Origin of the sequence: Luteimonas sp. MC1750 (assembly GCF_016615955.1) — a bacterium.
Lineage (GTDB): Bacteria > Pseudomonadota > Gammaproteobacteria > Xanthomonadales > Xanthomonadaceae > Luteimonas.
In genome coordinates this window covers 2,013,275-2,034,223 of sequence record NZ_CP067113.1, presented here as the reverse complement: position 1 = coordinate 2,034,223, position 20,949 = coordinate 2,013,275, and the positions used below count along the sequence as shown (strand labels likewise).

Genomic DNA, 20,949 nt, shown 5'->3' with positions numbered 1-20,949 from the left:
GGCGCAACCAACGCTCCGGCCTACGGCCGCTCCAGCACCAGCAGCGGATCCACGCGGACGTCGAACCAGTTCATGCCCCAGTGCAGGTGGGGCCCGGTCGCGCGGCCGGTGGCGCCGACGGCGGCGAAGGCCTGCCCCTGCTCGACGCGCTCGCCTTCGGCCACGTCGATGCGCGAGAGGTGGAGGAAGTTCGAGCTCACGCCGTGGCCATGGTCGATCACCACCGTGCCGCCGGTGAGATAGAGCCCGGGGTCGGCGAAGGTGACGGTGCCTGCAGCCGGCGCCTGGACCGGCGTCCCGGTCGGGGCCGCGATGTCCATTCCGGAGTGGCCGGCGCCCGGCTTGCCGTTGTAGATCCGGCCGCTGCCGAAGCGGCCGCTGATGCGGCCTTCGACCGGACGGATGAAGGGCCTGGCGAAATCGGCGCGGTCGTCGTCGCGGGTGCGCGCGGCGGTGACGCGGGCCTGCTCGCGGCGGATGCGCGCGGCGATGGCCGGCGGCGGATCGACGGTCTTCGGCGGCACGCCGTTGACGCGCTCCATTGGCCAGTCGCGCGGATCGACCTCGATCCGGGCCGCGGTGCGGCTGCCGTCCGGCCGGATCACCTGCACCTCCAGCGGGCCGCTGGCATCGCGGCCGACGCCGAAGACCACGGTGCCGTAGGCGGTGCTGCGCAGCACGCGACCGGCGTGCTCGACGCGGCTGCCCGCGGGCACCTTGCCCAGCACCAGGGCACCCTGCTGCACGCGCTCCGGGAACACCACGCGTGCGTCCGGGGCGGCGGCGTCGACCGACGCCATCGCGGGGACGGCCTGCGCGATCGCCAGTGCCCAGGGCAGGGCGGACAGCAGGCCCACGAGGACCGCGCCTGCCGCGGTCACCGTGCGTAGTCCGGTGCCGGAACCACGCCGTTCGCGCAGCGCCTCATCGCGCGAACTCCAGGCGGCGCCCTGCCGCGTCGCCGGTGATCCGCGCGCCATCCCAGGCCAGCGCGCCGTTGACCCAGGTGGACGCGATCCGCGAGCGGAAGGTCGTGCCTTCGAACGGCGACCAGCCACACTTCGACAGCACGTCGGCGCGCCTCACCGTGAACGGGGTGTCCTCCACCAGCACCAGGTCGGCCCAGTAGCCTTCGCGCAGGAAGCCGCGCTCCTTCACGTCGAACAGCTGCGCCGGCGCGTGGGCGAACTTCTGCACCACGCGCGCGGCGTCGAAGTGGCCTTCGTGCACGCACTCCAGCGCCGCCACCAGGGCGTACTGCACCAGGGGCAGGCCGCTGGGCGCGCGCGCGTACGGCGCCTGCTTCTCCTCCCAGGTGTGCGGGGCGTGGTCGGTCGCCAGCACGTCGATGACGTCGTCGGCGAGCGCGCGCAGCAGGGCGGCGCGGTCGCTCGCCTCCTTGATCGCCGGGTTGCACTTGATCTGGTGGCCCAGGCGCGCGTAGTCGGCGCGGTCGAAGCGCAGGAAGTGGATGCAGGTCTCGGCGGTGATCCGCTTGCGCAGCCGGCCGTCGGCATCGACCAGCGGGCCGGCCTCGAACAGCGCCAGCTCGTCGGCGGTCGAGATGTGCAGCACGTGCAGGCGGGTGTCGTGGCGGCGCGCCAGCTCCAGCGCCAGGCGGGTGGACTTGATGCAGGCCTCGCGCGAGCGGATGTCGGGGTGCAGCTCCGCGGGGATGTCCTCGCCGTATTTCGCGCGCGCCGCCGACAGCGCCGCGTCGATCATCGGTGTGTCTTCGCAGTGGGTGATGATCGGCACCGGCGTCTCGCGGAAGATCGCGTCGAGCGTCTGCGGATCGTCGACCAGCATGTTGCCGGTGGACGCGCCCATGAACACCTTCAGCCCCGGGGTCGCGCGCGGATCGATGGCACGCACGGCGGCGAGGTTGTCGTTGCTGGCGCCCATGTAGAAGCCGTGGTTGGCGCGCGCGCGGCCGGCGGCGCGCGCGTACTTGTCCTCCAGCGCCGCGGCGTCGAGCGTGGGCGGGCTGGTGTTGGGCATGTCCATGAAGCTGGTCAGGCCGCCGGCCACGGCCGCGGCGGATTCCGTCGCCATGTCGGCCTTGTATTCCATGCCTGGTTCGCGGAAGTGCACCTGGTCGTCGATCATCCCCGGCAGCAGGCGGCGGCCGTCGGCGTCGACCACCGTCTCGCCCGCACGCGGCGCAAGGCTGCCGATGGCCTCGATGCGGCCGCCGCGCATGCGCAGGTCGGCGTCGAACTCGCGGCCCTCGTTCACCAGGCGCGCGTTGAGGATGAGGGTGTCGGTCATCGTGGGGGTCCGTGGTCGCGGGGCGGCGGGGGATCGAAGCCGCCCGGATGGAGGGGATGGCAGCGCCCGACGCGCTTCACGGCCAGCCAGCTGCCGCGCAGGGCGCCGTGCAGCGAGATCGCCTGCATGGCGTATTCCGAGCAGCTGGGGACGAACCGGCAGCGTGGGCCGAGCAGCGGGCTGAGCCAGCGCTTGTAGCCGCGGAGCAGGGCGATGAGCAGGCGATCGATCAAGATGCGTCGGCAAAAGGTCGGGTGTGCGGCGCGCCGCGGTTGCCGCTGCAGCCGGGGCAGGGTATAACAGCCCGCTTTCCCGTCCAAGCGTCGGGAGTGTGGCGCCGGCCACTTGCGCGCCCCCCGGGGCGCTCCCGGTGGCCGGACACGTCAATCGTCGCCGCAATGCGGCCACGTCGGTGAATGCCCCGCTCCCGCTGCAAGGCCGGCGGCCGGCCGCCAACCAGCGGGCCGGCGCCCACTCGTCCCAGAAGGATCGCCGAACGTGGCAGTGAAGAAGACCGTCAAGAAGGCCGCCAAGGCCGCCAAGCCCGCAGCGAAGAAGGCCACGAAGGCCGCCCCGGCCAAGGCCGCGGTCAAGAAGGCCGTCGCCAGGAAGGCCGTCGCGAAGCAGGCCCCTGCGAAGCAGGCCGTGGCCAAGGCGCCGGCCAAGGCTCCCGCGAAGAAGGCCGCCGCGGGCCCGGTCGCGAAGAAGGCGGCCCAGGCCAAGCCGGCGGTGAAGAAGACGCCCGTGAAGACCGCTGCGAAGAAGGCCGCGCCCGCGAAGAAGGCGCCGGCCAGCCCGTCCCCGGTGGCGAAGAAGTCCGCCGCGGCGAAGGCACCTGCGCCCAGGCCGGCGGCCAAGCCGGCCGCCAGGGCCGTGCCGGCGGCGCCGATGAAGAAGGCGGTCGCCAAGGCCGCGCCCGCCGCGGCGCCGGCCAAGGCTCCCGCCGCCGCGCGCAAGGCCACCGCCAAGCCCTCGACCAAGGTCGCCCCGGTGGCGGCTCCCGCTCCCCGCCAGGCGCCCGCGCGCCGCGGCGCCAAGGTGGCCAAGGCCGTGACCACGCGCCAGCCGCAGGCGCCGGCACCCAAGCCGCGCTACAAGGTCGTTGCCTACAAGACCGACGAAGCCACCGGCCGTCCGATCCCGCCCGAGGGCTACAAGCCCGGCGCCGACGAGGAGTACATGAGCCCGCTGCAGCTCGAGTACTTCCGCCAGCGCCTGATGGACTGGCGCGCGGACCTGGTCGAGGAATCGAAGCAGACCATCGAGAACCTCAAGGACGAAGTGCGCGACGTCGGCGACGACGCCGAGCGCGCCACCCGCGAGACCGAGAACTCGCTCGAGCTGCGCACCCGTGACCGCTACCGCAAGCTGATCGGCAAGATCGACAGCACGCTGAAGCGCGTCGACTCGGGCGAATACGGTTTCAGCGTCGATTCCGGCGAAGAGATCGGCCTGGACCGCCTCGAGGCCCGCCTCACCGCCGAGCGCACCATCGACGAGCAGGAGCGCTGGGAGCACCTGCAGAAGCAGATCGGCGACTGAGCCTCGATCCGCACCGCGTCAGCAGAAAGCCCGGCATCGCCGGGCTTTTTTTTGCTTCTGCTTCCACGTGAGGGAGGCGCCGTGGTGGCGCGCCGCGGCGCTTTGACGCATGGCCTGCTGCCGCTCATGTCCCCCGGCCCCGGCCCAAGGGGCCGGCGCCTCCTCCTTGACTTCCCGTCAGCAGGCCACGCGCCAAAGCGGTGCAGGCCGCGGGCGACCGGAGTAAGAGCAGGAGCGGAGCAGAAGCAGAAACAGGAGCAGGAGCAGGAGCAGGAGCGGGAGCAGGAGCAGGAGCAGGAGCAGGAGCAGGAGCAGGAGCAGGAGCAGGAGCAGGAGCAGGAGCAGGAGCAAGCACGAGCACAACCACGAAGAGCACGAGCGGCGCCGGCGCGGGGACCGGCCTTGCGTCCTGCTTCAAGGGGCCGAACCCGATCCGGACCGCGGTGACGGGAAGCCAAGGTGGAGGGTCCGCCCGCAAGCCGGAGACGGGAGCATGAGCGACAGCAGACATGGCACCGCAGTCGGGAAGGGTGTCGGCTGCCTGGGCCGTGCGACGCGCCAGGGCACCGCCGCGCGTGGCCCTTGCTTTCCGGCGGCGCGCCGACGGCCTCGCACCGCTGCGGCGCGTGGCCTGCTGACGGGAAGTCAAGGAGGAGATGCCGGCCCTTCGGGCCGGCATCGGGGGACATGAGCGTCAGCAGGCCATGCATCGAAGCGCCGCGAGAGCCCCACCAGCGTCTTTCCCCAAAATGCGAAAGCCCTTTCCTGCTTCCAGCGCAGGATCAGCCGCCCAGGCGCTTCGCCATCTCCGCCGCCATCAGGTGTTTCTGGACCTTGCCGGAGACCGTCATCGGATAGCCGCAGACGAATTCCACGTAGCGGGGGATCTTGTAGTGGGCGATGCGGCCGCGGCAGAAGTCGCGGATACCGTCGGCGTCGGGCGTGGCGCCCTCGACCACGCGGATCCAGGCGCAGACCTCCTCGCCGAACTTCGGGTCGGGCACGCCGAACACCTGCACGTCGACGACGTCGGGATGCGTGTGCAGGAATTCCTCGATCTCGCGCGGATAGATGTTCTCGCCGCCGCGGATCAGCATGTCTTTCAGTCGGCCGACGATGCGGCACCAGCCGTCGTCGTCGATCGTGGCCAGGTCGCCGGTGTGCATCCAGCCCTCGGCGTCGATCGCCCCGGCGGTGCGCGCGGCGTCGCCCCAGTAGCCCTGCATCACCGAATAGCCGCGGGTGTGCAGCTCGCCGATGGTGCCGTGGGGCACGGTGTTGCCGTCCTCGTCGGCGATCCGCACCTCGACGTGCGGATGGATGCGGCCGACCGAGTCGAGGCGCCGCTCGACGGGGTCGTCCACCGTGGTCTGGAAGCTCACCGGGCTGGTCTCGGTCATGCCGTAGCAGATCGTCACCTCGGACATGTGCATCCGCTCCATGACCCGGCGCATCAGTTCGACCGGGCAGTTCGATCCGGCCATGATCCCGGTGCGCAGGCTGGACAGGTCGAAGTCCGCGAAGCGCGGATGGTCGAGCATCGCGATGAACATGGTCGGCACGCCGTGCAGGCCGGTGCAGCGCTCGTCCTCGACCGCCCGGAGGGTCGCGATGGCGTCGAAGCCCTCGGCCGGATGCACCATGCAGCTGCCATGCGTCACGCAGGCGAGGTTGCCCAGCACCATGCCGAAGCAATGGTAGAAGGGCACCGGGATGCACAGCCGGTCGTGCTCGGTCAGGCGCATGCGCTCACCGATGAAGAAGCCGTTGTTGACGATGTTGTGGTGGGTGAGCGTGGCGCCCTTGGGCGCGCCGGTGGTGCCCGAGGTGAACTGGATATTGACCGGATCGTGGGGATCGAGCGCGTCCTGCAGCGCCGCGACGCGCGCGTGCGCGGCCGCATCGCCGCAGGCGGCGATCGCATCGAAGCGCCAGGCGCCGGCCGCGTCGCCCTCGTCCCCGATCAGCAGCACGTGGCGCAGCTCGGGCAGTCGCGCGGCCTGCAGCTGTCCGGGCGCGGACGCGTCCAGCTCGGGCGCCAGCTCGCGCAGCATGCCGAGGTAGTCCGAGGACTTGAACGCCGGCGGCAGCACCAGCGCCCGGCAGCCGACCTGGGTCAGTGCGTACTCGAGCTCGTGCGTGCGGTAGGCGGGATTGATGTTGACCAGCGCCAGGCCGGCGCGCGCGCTGGCGAACTGCAGCAGCACCCACTCCACGCGGTTGAGCGACCAGATGCCGATGCGCTCGCCGCGCGCCAGGCCCAGCGCCAGCAGGCCGGCCGCAAGCCGGCTCACGCGTGCGTCGAACTCGCGCCAGGACCAGCGCACGCCCTGCGGCGGCACCACCAGCGCGTCGCGGTCGGGCCAGGTGGCGGCGATGCGGGCGAGCATCGCGCCGACGGTCTCGTGCAGCAGCGGTTGCGAGGTGTCTCCCCTGACGTGGCTGGGGGTGGGCGTGTGCAGGGTGGCCATGGCGGGGCGGGGCGGCGAGGGGGATTCGAGCATACGGCGGGCGCCGCGCCCGGGTGTACGCGACCATGGGCGCAGGCGCGGACGCTGTGTTGCGCCATAGCGGCCCAGCGTTCCGCCCTCAGTGCAGCTCGCGCAGGTCCAGCCGCCGCAGCTTCGGTGCCCGCCACGCGGTGACCGCGGCGACGGTCATGGTCACGCAGCCGCCCAGCACGACCGCGGGCACCAGGCCCAGCAGCCGCGCCATCGAGCCGGCATAGAACGCGCCAAGCTCGTTCGACGAACCCACGAACAGTCCGTTGATCGAGGACACCCGGCCGCGCATGGCGTCGGGCGTCGACAGCTGCAGGATGGTCGAGCGCAGCACCACCGAGACCCCGTCGCACATCCCCGACAGCAGCAGGAAGAAGGCCGAGAGCCAGAACGAGGTCGACAGGCCGAAGCCGACGATGCACAGTCCGAAGCCCGCCACGGCAATCAGCAGGATGCGCCCTGCATGACGCGTCGCCGGCCTGCGCGCCAGCCAGACGCCCATCGCCACCGCACCCAGCGCCGGCGCGCTGCGCAGGATGCCCAGGCCCTCGGGGCCGTAGTCGAGGATCTCGCGGATGAAGGCCGGGGCCAGCGAAATCGCCCCGCCGAACAGCACCGCGAACATGTCCAGCGCCAGCGCGGCCAGCAGCAGCTGGTGCGAGAACACGAAGCGCGCGCCTTCGGCGATGCTGGCGAAGATCGGCGCGCCCTGCAGGGTGATCGCGGGCTCGGTGACCTGCAACCGGCGCACCGCGAACGCCGCCGCCAGGGCGAAGCCCGCGGCCAGCGCGTAGGACACCCACATGCCCGCCGCGCCCACGATCACCCCGCCGACGGCCGGTCCCAGCACCATCGCCGACTGGAACACGATGCTGCCCAGGCTGGCTCCGCGCGCGAATTGCGGCCGCGGCAGCACGCGCGCGAACAGCGCGTTGTAGACCGGACCCAGGAAGGCCCGGACCGCTCCGGTCAGCACCAGCGCGGCATAGATCCAAGCCACGTCCACCGTGCCCAGGACGCCGGAGGCGATCAGCGCGAGCGCGATCGGCGTCAACGCCAGGCCGATGCAGGCGTACATGCCGAGCCGGCGCCGCGGCAGGTGGTCGACGAGGTAGCCGGCGAACGGCGCCACGCAAAAATAGGGGACCAGTTCGGCCAGGCCGATGAGCCCCAGCATCCAGGGATTGCGGGTGAGCTCGTAGACCTGCCAGCCGACCGTCACCGCGACCATCTGGTAGGACAGGATCGTGCAGATCCGGTAGGCCATCAGGCCGCGGAACGCGCGGTTGCGCAGCGGGGCCATGCGGCTGTCGTCCGCGCCGACCGGTGCCGGCGGCGCGGCGGCCGGGCCCGGCCGCCGCGCGTCCCCGCCGGACCCCGCCGTGCTCACGCCAGGGCGCGCTGCGCGGCGTCGCGGATGAAGGCCAGGAGCGACGCGAGGCCGTTGCTGCGCGTTGGTGAAAGATGCTTGGCCAGGCCGATGTCGGCGATGTACGAGGGGTCGTTGGCGAGGATTTCGCGCGCGCTGCGGCCCGAGTAGACGCGCAGGGCGAGGTAGACCAGGCCGGAGACGATCGCCGAGTCGCTCGCGGCGGCGAAGTCCATGCGCCCGGCGTCACCCGAGGGCACGATCCAGACCATGGACTGGCAGCCGTGCAGGCGATGGGCCTCGGTGCGGAACTCGTCCGGGAAGTCCGGCAGCTTGCGGCCGAGGTCGATCAGGTACTGGTAGCGCTCGGACCAGTCGCTGAAGAACGCGAACTCGTCGCGGATCGCGGCCTGGGCCTCGGCGGCGCTGCTTTCAAGCGGGAAGTGGGATGTGGACATGCTCAGCCCCGCTTCCAGCGCGCGCCCTGGGGCGTGTCTTCGAGGAGGATCCCCTCCGCGGCCAGCTGGGCGCGGATCGCGTCGGCGCGGGCGAAGTCGCGCGCCTGCTTGGCGGCCGCGCGCTCGTCGACCAGGATCTGGATCCGGGCGTCGTCGTCGCCGGAGGCGCCGCGGCCGAACCAGGCGGCCGGCGACTGCTGCAGCAGCCCGAGGACGCGGCCGCCCGCGCGAAGGCTGGCTGCCAGCGTTGCCAGCGCAAGCAGCGGGCCGTCGCCGGACGCTTCGCCGTTGGCCAGCGCATTGCGCAGCACGCGCGCGCTGCCGGCGATCGCCGCGAGCTCGGCCAGCGCCTGCGGCGTGTTGAGGTCGTCGCACAGGGCGGCTTCGATCGCGTCCGGGATCGCGACGTCCGCGGCCAGGGCATTTCCGCCCTCGGCGGCCTCGTGTCGTGCCAGCAGCGCGTCGGCATCGCGCAGCGTGCCGTACAGCCGGTCCAGGGTGCGCACGCTCTGTTCGACCAGCGCGTCGGACCAGTCCAGCGGCTGGCGGTAATGGGCCGACATCAGCGCATGGCGCAGCGCCTCGGGCGGATGCTGGCGCACCAGGTCGTGGACCTTCTCGATGTTGCCCAGCGACTTCGACATCTTCGCGCCGCCGAAGTTGAGCATGCCGTTGTGCAGCCAGAAGCGCGCGAAGGGCGCACCGCCATGGGCGCATTCGCTCTGCGCGATCTCGTTCTCGTGGTGCGGGAACTGCAGGTCGACGCCGCCGGCGTGGATGTCGATGGTCTCGCCGAGGTGCGCGGCCGCCATCGCCGAGCACTCGATGTGCCAGCCCGGGCGGCCGCGGCCCCAGGGCGAATCCCAGCCGGGCAGGTCGCCGCTGGACGGCTTCCACAGCACGAAGTCGCCCGGATCGCGCTTGTACGGCGCCACGTCGACCCGCGCGCCGGCCAGCATGTCCTCCAGCTCGCGGCGCGACAGTTTGCCGTAGCCGTCGAAGCTCGCGACCGAGAACAGCACATGGCCCTCGGCGGCGTAGGCGTTGCCGGCGTCGATGAGCCGCTCGATCATCGCGATGATCTCGGCGATGTGGCCGGTGGCCTCGGGCTCGATGTCCGGCGGGGCCACGCCGAGCGCGGCCATGTCCTCGCGGTAGGCGGCGGCGAAGCGGTCGGTGATCGTCGAGATCGGCACGCCCTGTTCGGCCGCGGCGGCGTTGATCTTGTCGTCCACGTCGGTGATGTTGCGGGCGTAGGCCAGCGTGCCGAACCGGCGCCGCAGCAGGCCGGCCAGCACGTCGAACACCACCGGGCCGCGCGCGTTGCCGATGTGCACGTAGTTGTAGACCGTGGGGCCACAGACATACATCGTCGTGCGCGCGGGATCACGGGGCTGGAAGTCCTCCACCCGGCGGGTGAGGCTGTTGAAGAGTCTCAGGGTCATGCCTTGGGGCCGCTGGGCAGGCCGTCGATTCTACCGGCGGGGGACCGTGACAGCCACGATTCAGCCCGCTGCGGCGGCCACCGCCTACACTGCGGCATCGACATGCACTCCTTCCTGCCCGCAAAGCGGTGGCTGCCGCTGCTCATGGCCCCGCTGCTGGCGGCGGCGCCTGCGTGGGCCCAGCACACGGTGATCCAGGCCGAGAACGTGCGCTACGAGTACGCGCAGGTGCTGCGCGCCGAGCCGGTGTACCAGACCCTGCGGGCCACCGGCATGGTCGAGCGCTGCGAGCAGTCGAGCATGGTGTCGCCCGACGAGGGCGAGGAGCGGCGCGGCCTCTCGCGCGTGGTGGGCGCGGGGCGCGACGTGCTGACGCCGAGCCGCCGCGAGCCCGGCACGGACGAGGGCGACGCGGACTGCAGGATGGTGCCGGTGGAGCGCGAGTTCCGGCGGCCGATCGCCTATGACGTCGATTACGTGGTGCGCGGCGTGAAGTACCGCTCGCGCCTGCCTGCCGATCCCGGCAACCGCCTCCGGGTCAAGGTGGCGGTGACGCCGGTGGTGCCGAGCGGTGCCCAGGACTGAGCGGGCCGGAATGGACGGACGGGGGCCGTGCTTGCGGGTCCGCGCGCCGCGTGGGAAGATTGCCGCGATGCAACACGCCTGCGCCTCCGTCCATGGTCTGCTGACCTCCGCCTACATGGCGGCGGGCATGACCTCGCGCGCGCGCCGACCGGAAGCCCACATTTCCCTGGGTTAGGACCGGACAACGCCTGTTTTTCCGTCTTTGAAGCCCGGCCCAAGCCGGGTTTTTTCGTTTTCGATTCCATGGACTCCGCCATGACCACCGCCCCGCAGCACTTCCTCAATACCCAGGACTGGACCCGCGCCCAGCTCGACGCCGTGCTCGCCGAGGCCGCGCGCCTGAAGCGCGCGCCCACCGGCGACGCGCTGAAGGGCAAGTCGATCGCCCTGGTGTTCTTCAATCCCTCCATGCGCACCCGCACCAGCTTCGAGCTGGGCGCGTTCCAGCTCGGCGCGCACGCGGTGGTGCTGCAGCCGGGCAAGGACGCCTGGCCGATCGAGTTCGAGCTGGGCACGGTGATGGACGGCGAGGCTGAGGAGCACATCGCCGAAGTGGCACGGGTGCTCAGCCAGTACGTCGACCTGATCGGCGTGCGCGCGTTTCCGAAGTTCGTCGACTGGTCAGTGGACCGGGAGGACCGGGTGCTGGCGGGCTTCGCGAAGTACGCCACCGTGCCGGTGATCAACATGGAGACCATCACCCATCCCTGCCAGGAGCTGGCGCACGCGCTGGCGCTGCAGGAGCACTTCGGCACCAGCGACCTGCGCGGCAAGAAGTACGTGTTGACCTGGACCTACCATCCGAAGCCGCTCAACACCGCGGTCGCCAATTCCGCGCTGACCATCGCCACCCGCATGGGCATGGACGTGACCCTGCTGTGCCCGACCCCCGAGTACGTGCTCGACGAGCGCTACATGGGCTGGGCGAAGGCCAACGTCGCCGAAAGTGGTGGCTCGCTGGCGGTCAGCCACGACATCGAGGACGCGTATGCCGGTGCCGACGTGGTCTATGCCAAGAGCTGGGGCGCGCTGCCGTACTTCGGCAACTGGGGCCCCGAGAAGCCGATCCGCGAGGGGTTCAAGCACTTCATTGTCGACGAGGCCAAGATGGCGCTGACCAATGGCGGCGTCTTCAGCCACTGCCTGCCGCTGCGCCGCAACGTCAAGGCCACCGACGCGGTGATGGATTCGCCGCGCTGCATCGCCGTGCAGGAAGCCGGCAACCGCCTGCACGTGCAGAAGGCGGTGATGAAGGCGCTGGCCGGGCGCTGAAGCCTGCCGATACGTCACAACCCTTTCCTGTAGGAGCGGCTACAGCCGCGATCCGGCGACAACGATCGCGGCTGTAGCCGCTCCTACAGTTCTCCCCCACAGAGACCCGATATGACCGCTGCCTCCGAATCCAAAGACATCGTCCTCGCCTTTTCCGGCGGCCTCGACACCAGCTTCTGCGTGCCGTGGCTGAAGGAGCGCGGCTGGAACGTGCACACCGTGTTCGCCGATACCGGCGGCGTGGACGCGGCGGAGCGTGCGGCGATCGAGGCGCGCGCGGCCGAGCTTGGCGTCGCCAGCCACGTCACCATCGACGGCGGTCCCGCGATCTGGGACGGCTTCGTCAAGCCCTTCATCCACGCCGGCGAGGCCTACCAGGGCCAGTACCCGCTGCTGGTGTCCGACCGTTACCTGATCGTCGACGCCGCACTCGCGCGCGCGAACGACCTCGGCACCACCGCGATCGCGCACGGCTGCACCGGCATGGGCAACGACCAGGTGCGCTTCGACCTGGCGGTGAAGGCCAGCGGCGACTACCGCATCGTGGCGCCGATCCGCGAGATCCAGAAGGAACACACCCAGACCCGCGCCTACGAGCAGGCCTACCTCGAGCAGCGTGGCTTCGGCGTGCAGTCCAAGCAGAAGAGCTACACCATCAACGAGAACCTGCTGGGCATCACCATGTCCGGCGGCGAGATCGATCTCTGGGAAGCGCCGGGCGAGGGCGCACGCGGCTGGTGCGCGCCACGCGGCGCGTGGCCCGTGGAGCCGCTGCAGGTCTCGGTGCGCTTCGTCAACGGCGAGGCGGTGGGCCTGGACGGCGAGGACGTGCCCGGACCGAAGCTGCTGGCCAGGCTCAACACCATGTTCGCGCAGTACGGCGTCGGCCGTGGCATCTACACCGGCGACACCACCATCGGCCTGAAGGGCCGCATCGTGTACGAGGCGCCGGGACTGGCCGCGCTGCTTGTGGCCCACCGCGCGCTGGAAGAGGCGGTGCTGAGCAAGCAGCAGAACCGCTTCAAGCCCGACGTCGGCCGCAAGTGGGTCGAGCTGGTGTACGAGGGCTTCTACCACGACCCGCTGAAGACCGACCTCGAGGCCTTCCTGGCCTCGTCGCAGCGCATGGTCAACGGCGAGGTGATGCTCGAGACGCGCGGTGGTCGCGTCGACGCGGTCGCGGTGCGCTCGCCGCACATCCTCAATGCCAGCGGCGCCACCTACGCCCAGTCCGCCGACTGGGGCGTGGAAGAGGCCGAGGGTTTCATCAAGCTGTTCGGAATGAGCAGCACCCTGTGGGCCGAGGTCAACCGGTCGTGAGCCACGCCGGCAGCCATGTGCACCCGCGCCGCGAATCCGCAGCGGACAGCCAGGGATTCTGTAGGAGCGGCTATAGCCGCAATTGCAGAGTGCCGATCGCGGCTGTAGCCGCTCCTACAGGGCGGCTTGGACGTGATTGAGCCAATACTTCGCCACCTCGCGGCGCTGGTGTCCTTCGACACCCGCAATCCTCCGCGCGCCATCGGCACCGGCGGGATCTTCGACTACATCCGCGCCCAGCTGCCGGATTTCGAGGTGACCGTCACCGACCACGGCGCAGGCGCGGTGTCGCTGTTCGCGCGTCGCGGCACGCCCACGCTGCTGTTCAACGTGCACCTCGACACCGTGCCCGACTCGCCGGCGTGGACCGCCGACCCGCATGTGCTGCGCGTCGAAGGCGACCGCGCGGTCGGCCTGGGGGCCTGCGACATCAAGGGTGCCGCGGCCGCGCTCATCGCCGCGGCGCAGGCCGTGGAAGGCGACGCCGCCTTCCTGTTCACCAGCGACGAGGAAGCCAACGATCCGCGCTGCATGGCCGCCTTCCTCGCCTCCGCCCACGGCTTTCGCCAGGTGGTGGTGGCCGAGCCGACCGGCTGCGAGGCGGTGCTCGCCCACCGCGGCATCGCCGCCGTGCAGCTGCGCTTCCACGGCGAGGCGGGCCACGCGTCCGGCGCGCAAGCGCTTTCGGTGAGCGCGGTGCACAAGGCGATGCGCTGGGGTGTGGACGCGCTGGACCTGGCCGAGGCCGAGGCGCACCAGCGCTTCGGTGGGCTCACGGGCCTGCGCTTCAACATCGGGCGGGTGGAGGGCGGCATCAAGGCCAACGTGATCGCGCCCGCGGCCGAGGTGCGCTTCGGCTTCCGGCCGCTGCCGTCGCACGATGTCGACCAGCTGCACGCCCGCTTCGCCGCGCTGGCCCCGGATGGCAGCGACTACGCCGCGACCTTCCACGGCCCCGCGCTGCCCGCCGGCGACACCGCCGCGGCCGAGGAGCGCCGCCTGGCCGCGCGCGATCTTGCCGAAGGCCTGGGCCTGCCGATCGGCAACGCGGTCGACTTCTGGACCGAAGCCTCGCTGTTCTCGGCCGCCGGCCTCGACGCCATCGTCTACGGCCCCGGCCACATCGCCCAGGCCCATACCGCCGACGAATGGGTCGCGCTGGAGCAGCTCCGCACCTATGGCGAGGCGGTGGGGCGGGTGATTGGAGCAAAAACGTTTGCCAAGGATTGACGCGGATAAGGGCGGATTCACACGGATAGAGCGGAGGTCGTTCAAGAGCAGCGCATGGATGGGGTCCCTCACATGTAGGAGCGGCTATAGCCGCGATCGGCAGGCGGCAATCGCGGCTATAGCCGCTCCTACAGAAGGCAGGACTTTTCACAGAAGGGCTTCTGCTCCATCCGTGTGAATCCGCCCTTATCCGCGTCAATCCGTGGCAAAAACCCCCACAGCCCCACCTACGAAGCGATACACATGCACACACACGTCCAGACCCGCCAGACCATCGTCCGCCTGCTTTCGAGCATGGGCAGCGCGAAGGAGATCAGCCAGTACCTGAAGCGGTTCTCGCAGGTCGACGCCCGGCGCTTCGCCGTGGTCAAGGTCGGGGGCGCGGTGCTGCGCGACGACCTCGACGCGCTGACGTCCTCGCTGGCCTTCCTGCAGCAGGTGGGCCTGACGCCGATCGTGGTGCACGGTGCCGGACCGCAGCTCGACGAGGCGATGCAGGCCGCGGGCATTACCAAGCGCACCGTGGACAACCTGCGCCATACCGACGCCGCCGGCCTGGCCATCGTGCGCCGGGTGATGCGGCAGCAGAACCTGCGCCTGGTCGAAGCACTGCAGGTTCAGGACGTCCGCGCCACCTCGATCCAGTCGGGTGTCTTCGAGTGCGCCTTCCTCGACCGCGAGCGCTACGGCCTGGTGGGGCAGGTGATGCGCGTGGATACCGACGGCATCGGCGCGGCGATCAAGGCCGGCTCGATCCCGGTCATCACGTCGCTGGGGGAGACCGCCGACGGCCAGATCGTCAACGTCAACGCCGACTGGGCCGCCAACGAGCTGATCAAGACGCTGCAGCCCTACAAGATCGTCTTCCTCACCGGAACCGGCGGCCTGCTCGGCCCCGACGGCCAGGTGATCGACTCGATCAACCTCAGCACCGAGTACGAAGAGCTCCTGCGCCAGCCCTGGCTGCACTCGGGCATGCGCCTGAAGATCGAGCAGGTGCACAACCTGCTGATGGCGCTGCCGCCGTCGTCCTCGGTGTCGATCACCCGGCCCGACCAGCTGGCGCGCGAGCTGTTCACGCACAAGGGCTCGGGCACCCTGGTGCGGCGCGGCGAGCGGGTGATGCGCGCCGGTTCATGGGATGCGCTCGACCTGCCGCGGCTGCGCATGCTGGTCGAGTCCGCGTTCGGCCGCACCCTGCTGCCCGACTACTTCGAACGCACGCCGCTGCTGCGCGCCTACGTCAGCGAGAACTACCGCACCGCGGTGATCCTGACCGAGGTCGACGGCGTGCCCTACCTCGACAAGTTCGCCGTGCTCGACGACGCCCAGGGCGAGGGCCTGGGGCGCGCGGTGTGGCAGGTGATGCGCGAGGAGACGCCGACGCTGTTCTGGCGCTCGCGCAGCGGCAATGCCGCCAACGCGTTCTATTACGCCGAGAGCGAAGGCTGCCTGAAGCAGGGGCCGTGGAAGGTGTTCTGGTACGGCATGGACGGCTTCCGCGCGATCGAACGCGCGGTGGAGCACTGTGCCGACCGTCCGCCGACCCTGGTCGAAAAGGAGGACGCGGCGTGACCGCATCGATCGGCATCATCGGCGCGCGCGGACACACCGGCGCCGAGCTGATCCGGCTGCTGGCCGCGCATCCGGGCTTCGAGCTCGCCGCGGTGTCCTCGCGCGAACTCGATGGACAGCGCGTCGGCGCCCACGTGCCGGAATACGGCGGCGAGCTGCGCTATTCGAACCTCGCGCCCGACGCGCTGGCGTCGGCCGGCCTGGACGCCTGGGTGCTGGCGATGCCCAATGGCCGCGCCAGGGCCTACGTCGATGCGCTGGCGTCCGGCGGCGGCGATCCGGTGATCGTCGACCTGTCCGCCGACCACCGCTTCGACGACGAGTGGTACTACGGGCTGCCCGAACTCACGCGCGACGGCTACGCCGGCCAGCGGCGCATCGCCAATCCCGGCTGCTACGCCAGCGCCATGCAGCTGGCGGTGGCGCCGATGCTCGACCTGGTGGACGGCCCGGTGCAGTGTTTCGGCGTGTCCGGCTACTCGGGCGCCGGCACCACGCCGTCGGAGCGCAACGATCCCGACAAGCTGCGCGACAACCTCATGCCCTATGCGCTGGTCGACCACCTGCACGAACGCGAGGTCACCCGCCACCTCGGCACGGAGGTGGAGTTCATGCCGCACGTGGCGCCGCATTTCCGCGGCATCACCCTGACCGCGAACCTGCATCTGCACGAGCCGGTCGCGGCCGAGGCCGTGGAAGCCGCCTATCGCGCGCGCTACGAGGGCGAGCCGCTGATCAGGGTGTGCACCGACGCGCCGTGGGTGAGCCACATCGCCGGCCGGCACGGAGTGGAGATCGGCGGGTTCACGGTGTCGGCGGACGGCCGCCGCCTGGTCGTCGTCGCCACGCTCGACAACCTGCTCAAGGGGGCCGCGACACAGGCCCTGCAGAACCTCAACCTTGCGTTCGGCCGGCCGGAGGTCGAGGGCATCCCCCTGGACTGGCCGCCCGCACCCACCCTGTAGGAGCGGCTACAGCCGCGATCGCCGCGATGCTCCGCCACATCTGATCGCGGTTTCTGGCACATCGGATCGCGGCTGTAGCCGCTCCTACAGGAGCTGCGACCGCCGGCCATCACACACAACCCATCCCGGAGACCGACATGTCCGACCTCCTCTGGCAGAAGCCCGGCGTCACCGTCGACGCCGACATCCAGGCCTTCCTCGCCGGCGACGACGTGGTGCTGGACCGCGACTTCTTCCTGCACGACATCCGCGCCAGCCGCGCGCACGCCGAAGGCCTCGAGCGCATCGGCATCCTGTCCGCGGACGAACTGGCGGGCATCGGGCGCGAGCTCGAGCGGTTGGCCGACGACTTCCGCAGCGGCAGCTTCATCCTCGACGGGCGCTACGAGGACGGCCACTCGGCGATCGAGGCGCGGCTGACCGAACGCCTCGGCGACGCCGGGCGCCGCATCCACACCGGCCGCAGCCGCAACGACCAGGTGCTGGTCGCCACGCGGCTGTGGCTGAAGGAGAAGCTGGCGCGCACCCGCGCGCTGTGCCTGGAGATCGCCGGCATCGCGCTGGAGCGTGCACGGGCCGAAGCCGACGTTCCGCTGCCGGGCTACACGCACCTGCAGCGCGCGGTGGTGAGCTCGCTCGGGATGTGGTGGGCGGCCTGGGCGGAGGCCTTCATCGACAACGCCCGGCGCGCGGACGACACCCTGGCCTGGGTCGACGCCAACCCGCTGGGCAGCGCGGCCGGCTACGGCGTCAACCTGCCGCTGGAGCGCGAGCACACCACGGCCGCGCTCGGCTTCGGCCGCATGCAGGTGGCCGCGACCTATGCCCAGCTGTCGCGCGGCAAGTTCGAGATGGCCGCGATCGAGGCGTTGTCCAGCGCGATGCTCGACCTGCGGCGCCTGGCCTGGGACCTCAGCCTGTTCACCTCGGGCGAATACGGCTTCGTCAGGCTGCCCGCGCAGTACACCACCGGCAGCTCGATCATGCCCAACAAGCGCAATCCCGACGTCATCGAGCTGATGCGCGCGTCCTATGCCAGCGTCGCCGCGGCGCGCTGCGAGATCGAGCAGCTGCTGTCGCTGCCCTCCGGCTACCACCGCGACCTGCAGGTCTCGAAGGGCGCGCTGTTCCACGGCTTCGGCAAGGGCCTGCAGGCCCTGTCCCTGCTGCCCGACCTGCTGCGCAACCTCGACTGGGACGTGGACCGGATGCGCGCGGCGCTGGAACCGTCGATGTATGCGACCGACCTTGCAGTCGACATGGCGCGCGACGGCCTGCCCTTCCGTGAGGCCTATCGACAGGCCGCCGACCCGGCGCGCTGGGCCGAGGGCGATCCTGCCGCGAGCCTCGCGGCACGCGTGTCGCCGGGCGCGTCGGGCGCGCCGGGACTCGACCTGCTGGCTCGGCGGCTGGCGGCCTTCGGGATCAGCGCGGCCTGATCACGGCTGCCGGGCCGCGGCCTCGTCCCGGGTTGTCCCGCGGCCCGGGCCATCCTCGAGCACGCGCGGCCGGCAGGCCTGCCATGCGCCGCCCAGCATCACCACCACGCTGGCCGCGAGCATCGCGAAGGGCCAGGCGAATCCGCCGGTCGCCTCCCTGAGGATGCCGAACAGCAGCGGCCCCAGGCACGCCAGCGTGTAGCCCAGTCCCTGGGTGAAGCCCGACAGGGCCGCCGAGCCATCCGGCGTGCGCGTGCGCAGGTTGATCAACGTCAGGCCTAGCGGAAAGGTGCAGCCGCCGATGCCGACCAGGGTCGCCCACAGCCAAGGCGCGGCCATCGGCGCCTGCCACAGCCCGTAGAAGCCGGCGAACTGGGCCAGCGCGCACGCCAGCGCCATCGGGAAGCTGTTGCGCATGCGCACGGCCAGCGCCGGGACCACCAGGCCGCCGAGCAGGCTGAAGCCGGTGTACAGCGCCACCATCGCGCCGCCGAATGCAGGCGAGGCGCCGGCCTCGGTGAAGATCCGCGGCATCCAGGTGAACATCGCGTAGGTCGCCAGCGAGGTCATGCCGAACATCAGCGCCATGCCCCAGCCGAGTCCGGTGTGCCAGACGCGGTTGCGGGTGCCCGGCGTGGACGCCAGGTCGGTGGCGCCCGCCGCCGGGATGCCGGCTGCGCCCGCGTCGCGACCCCGGTCGTGGCCCGTCCCGGAACCGGCCCCGGGGACGCGCCGCAGCAGCAGGACCCAGGGCAGGGCCGCCGCGATCGCGGCCAGCGTCCACGCCGCCATCGACAGGCGCCAGCCAAAGGCGTCGGCCAGGGGCACCGCCAGCAGCGCCGCCAGGATCGTGCCGGCCTGCAGCGCGGTGATGTAGACCACGCTCAGGGTGCCGACCCGGTGCGGGAACCAGCGCTTCACCAGCGGCGGCAGGACCACGTTGCCGATGCCCATGCCAGCCAGCGACACCAGCGAGCCGGCGATCAGCACGCCGACCCCGCCCGCCAGCGAGCGCAGCACCAGGCCGGCGGCGGCCAGCGCCATTGCCAGCAGGACGGTGCGCTCGAGCCCGAGGCGGCGGGCGATCGCCGGCGTGGCCGCACCGAACGCGGCGAATGCGGCGGCCGGCAGCATGCCGATCACGCCCGCCATGGCGGCGCCGAAGCCGAACTCGCGGCCGACGACGTCGAGCAGCGGCGTGATCGAGGTGACCGCCGTGCGCAGGTTGAAGGCGGCCAGCGCGATCCCGGCCAGGGCGAGCAGCCGGCCGGGGACGCGCGGTCCGCCGGCAGGGGTGGGGAAGGCCGGCATCGTGGTGTCCTGGCGCCCGCGGGCGCGAAAAGCAAAAAACCGGCCCTGCGGCCGGTTTCTGCGTGTTCACCGATGGTCGGGGAGACAGGATTTGAACCTGCGACTTCTACGTCCCGAACGTAGCGCTCTACCAGGCTGAGCTACACCCCGACAGGTGAGCTGCACATTGTAATGACCGGGGGCGGGGGGAGGCAAGCACCCCGTGCCGGCACCCGGGCCGCGCCGCGTGCAGCCGCTAGAATGTCGGGCCCACCGCGGCCTCGCCCCGCACCGGAGATCCGCCTTGATCAAGCCCCGCACGCCCCCGGGCGTCCTCGAGCTGCTTCCGCGCGAGCAGGTCGCCTTCCAGCGCATGCTCGACACCATCCGCCGCACCTTCGAGGCCTATGGCTTCCTGCCGGTGGAAACGCCGGTGTTCGAACTCTCCGACGTGCTGCTGACCAAGACCGGGGGCGAGACCGAGCGACAGGTCTATTTCGTGCAGTCCACGGGCGCGCTCGAGAAGGGCGACCCGGGACGGCCTGAAATGGCGCTGCGCTTCGACCTGACCGTGCCGCTGGCGCGCTACGTGGCCGAGCACGAGCACGATCTCGCGTTCCCGTTCCGCCGCTACCAGATGCAGCGCGTCTACCGCGGCGAGCGCGCCCAGCGCGGCCGCTTCCGCGAGTTCTACCAGTGCGACATCGACGTGATCGGCAAGGACACGCTGTCGCCGCGCTTCGAGGCCGAGGTGCCGGCGGTGATCAACGCGGTGTTCGAGGCCCTGGGCATCGGCGAGTTCACGATCCAGCTCAACCATCGCAAGCTGCTGCGTGGCTTCTTTGCCGGCCAGGGGATCAGCGACGAGGCGCAGCCGCTGGTGCTGCGCGAGATCGACAAGCTCGACAAGCGCGGGGAAGAGGCGGTGCGCGCGACGCTGGTGGGTGAGGCCTTCGGCCTTGCCCCTGAAGTTGCGGACCGGCTGCTGGAGTTCTCGCGCGTGCGCTCTTCCGGGCACGACGACGCGCTGGCGAAGCTCGACGCACTTGGCGCCGGCACGCCGCTGTTCGAAGAAGGCCGCGACGAGCTGCGTGCGCTGCTCGGAATGCTCAATGCCATGGGCGTGCCCGGGTCGCGCTACGCCATCAACCTCTCGATCGCGCGCGGCCTGGACTACTACACCGGCATGGTCTACGAGACCACGCTGGACGCGCACCCGGAGATCGGTTCCATCTGCTCCGGTGGTCGCTATGACGACCTCGCCAGCCACTACACGAAGTCGAAGCTTCCCGGCGTCGGCATTTCCATCGGCCTGACGCGCCTGTTCTGGCAGCTGCGCGAGGCCGGCCTGGTGGGGACCGCCGAGAGCACCGTGGACACGCTGGTCGTGCTGCTCGACGACGAGGGCCTCGACCACGCGCTGGCCCTGTCGCAGCGCCTGCGCGCCGCGGGCCTGAACGTGGAAACGCAGATGGAGCCGCGCAAGCTGGCCAAGCAGCTGCAGTACGCCGACCGGGCGGGCATCCGCTTCGTGGTGATCCGCGGCGGGGACGAGGCCGCCCGCGGCGTGGTGGCGGTCAAGGACCTGCGCCGCGGCGAGCAGTTCGAGGTCGCCGAGGACGAATTGGGCAGCACCCTGCGGGTGGAGCTCGAGCAGCTGCGCGCACACGGCGCCTGACGGCGCGCC

The 20,949-nt window shown here is 71.1% G+C and carries 17 protein-coding genes and 1 tRNA gene; 9 read left to right on the top strand and 9 right to left on the bottom strand.

Translation table 11 applies throughout. The features are described from left to right. Nucleotides 1-20: 20 nt before the first annotated feature. The 3 genes from JGR68_RS09485 to yidD form a co-directional block, all read right to left on the bottom strand. Nucleotides 21-800 (bottom strand): M23 family metallopeptidase, encoded by a 780-nt coding sequence (locus JGR68_RS09485; RefSeq protein ID WP_199362229.1) that lies wholly within the window; start codon nucleotides 798-800, stop codon nucleotides 21-23. 124 nt (nucleotides 801-924) lie between these two features. Continuing rightward, nucleotides 925-2,271 carry a dihydroorotase gene (locus JGR68_RS09480; protein WP_199361693.1) on the bottom strand — a complete coding sequence of 449 codons (1,347 nt, stop codon included), beginning with the start codon at nucleotides 2,269-2,271 and terminating at the stop codon, nucleotides 925-927. Then, complete coding sequence (gene yidD, locus JGR68_RS09475) at nucleotides 2,268-2,504, bottom strand: membrane protein insertion efficiency factor YidD (RefSeq protein ID WP_207750148.1); 237 nt, start codon at nucleotides 2,502-2,504, stop codon at nucleotides 2,268-2,270. Before yidD ends, JGR68_RS09480 begins: the two co-directional genes overlap by 4 nt. A gap of 265 nt (nucleotides 2,505-2,769) precedes the next feature. Here yidD and dksA point away from each other — a divergent pair, with 265 nt between their 5' ends. Beyond that, nucleotides 2,770-3,813, top strand: coding sequence for an RNA polymerase-binding protein DksA (gene dksA, locus JGR68_RS09470; protein WP_199361694.1), 1,044 nt, complete (start codon nucleotides 2,770-2,772; stop codon nucleotides 3,811-3,813). A gap of 782 nt (nucleotides 3,814-4,595) precedes the next feature. On the opposite strand, the gene JGR68_RS09465 is transcribed toward dksA, so the two are convergent. From JGR68_RS09465 to cysS, 4 genes are all read right to left on the bottom strand, one after another. Then, the gene (locus JGR68_RS09465) at nucleotides 4,596-6,284 is read right to left on the bottom strand and encodes an AMP-binding protein (protein ID WP_199361695.1); all 1,689 of its coding nucleotides are present in this window, start codon (nucleotides 6,282-6,284) and stop codon (nucleotides 4,596-4,598) included. Nucleotides 6,285-6,402: 118 nt separating this feature from the next. Further along, nucleotides 6,403-7,617: an MFS transporter gene (locus tag JGR68_RS09460; RefSeq protein ID WP_199361696.1), complete on the bottom strand. Its 1,215-nt coding sequence runs from the start codon at nucleotides 7,615-7,617 to the stop codon at nucleotides 6,403-6,405. A gap of 83 nt (nucleotides 7,618-7,700) precedes the next feature. Next, the gene (locus tag JGR68_RS09455) at nucleotides 7,701-8,141 is read right to left on the bottom strand and encodes a SufE family protein (RefSeq protein WP_199361697.1); all 441 of its coding nucleotides are present in this window, start codon (nucleotides 8,139-8,141) and stop codon (nucleotides 7,701-7,703) included. A 2-nt stretch (nucleotides 8,142-8,143) separates the two neighbouring features. Then, complete coding sequence (gene cysS / locus JGR68_RS09450) at nucleotides 8,144-9,586, bottom strand: cysteine--tRNA ligase (RefSeq protein ID WP_199361698.1); 1,443 nt, start codon at nucleotides 9,584-9,586, stop codon at nucleotides 8,144-8,146. A 102-nt stretch (nucleotides 9,587-9,688) separates the two neighbouring features. On the opposite strand from cysS, the gene JGR68_RS09445 reads away from it, so the two are divergent. The 7 genes from JGR68_RS09445 (at nucleotide 9,689) to argH (ending at nucleotide 17,972) form a co-directional block, all read left to right on the top strand. Beyond that, nucleotides 9,689-10,171 carry a hypothetical protein gene (locus JGR68_RS09445; RefSeq protein WP_234446481.1) on the top strand — a complete coding sequence of 161 codons (483 nt, stop codon included), beginning with the start codon at nucleotides 9,689-9,691 and terminating at the stop codon, nucleotides 10,169-10,171. Between the two features lie 255 nt (nucleotides 10,172-10,426). Further along, nucleotides 10,427-11,443, top strand: a complete 1,017-nt coding sequence (locus tag JGR68_RS09440) for an N-acetylornithine carbamoyltransferase (protein ID WP_199361699.1) — start codon at nucleotides 10,427-10,429, stop codon at nucleotides 11,441-11,443. 111 nt (nucleotides 11,444-11,554) lie between these two features. Then, nucleotides 11,555-12,763, top strand: a complete 1,209-nt coding sequence (locus JGR68_RS09435; protein WP_199361700.1) for an argininosuccinate synthase — start codon at nucleotides 11,555-11,557, stop codon at nucleotides 12,761-12,763. Between the two features lie 126 nt (nucleotides 12,764-12,889). Next, entirely contained in the window at nucleotides 12,890-13,993 is a 1,104-nt protein-coding gene (locus JGR68_RS09430; RefSeq protein WP_207750150.1) for an acetylornithine deacetylase, read from the top strand. A 243-nt stretch (nucleotides 13,994-14,236) separates the two neighbouring features. Continuing rightward, nucleotides 14,237-15,568, top strand: a complete 1,332-nt coding sequence (locus JGR68_RS09425) for an acetylglutamate kinase (RefSeq protein WP_199361701.1) — start codon at nucleotides 14,237-14,239, stop codon at nucleotides 15,566-15,568. Further along, nucleotides 15,565-16,533, top strand: coding sequence for an N-acetyl-gamma-glutamyl-phosphate reductase (gene argC / locus JGR68_RS09420; protein ID WP_199361702.1), 969 nt, complete (start codon nucleotides 15,565-15,567; stop codon nucleotides 16,531-16,533). The genes JGR68_RS09425 and argC overlap by 4 nt, the downstream gene beginning before the upstream one ends. 137 nt (nucleotides 16,534-16,670) lie before the next feature. Then, nucleotides 16,671-17,972 (top strand): argininosuccinate lyase, encoded by a 1,302-nt coding sequence (gene argH / locus JGR68_RS09415; protein WP_199361703.1) that lies wholly within the window; start codon nucleotides 16,671-16,673, stop codon nucleotides 17,970-17,972. Here the strand turns inward: argH and JGR68_RS09410 are convergent, their stop codons facing one another. After that, on the bottom strand, nucleotides 17,973-19,283 hold the full coding sequence (locus JGR68_RS09410) for an MFS transporter (protein WP_199361704.1): 1,311 nt from the start codon (nucleotides 19,281-19,283) through the stop codon (nucleotides 17,973-17,975). Between the two features lie 73 nt (nucleotides 19,284-19,356). Next, nucleotides 19,357-19,433: transfer RNA gene (locus JGR68_RS09405), tRNA-Pro, on the bottom strand. Between the two features lie 133 nt (nucleotides 19,434-19,566). Here JGR68_RS09405 and hisS point away from each other — a divergent pair. Next, nucleotides 19,567-20,940, top strand: coding sequence for a histidine--tRNA ligase (gene hisS, locus JGR68_RS09400; protein WP_199361705.1), 1,374 nt, complete (start codon nucleotides 19,567-19,569; stop codon nucleotides 20,938-20,940). The last annotated feature ends 9 nt before the right edge of the window (nucleotides 20,941-20,949 follow it).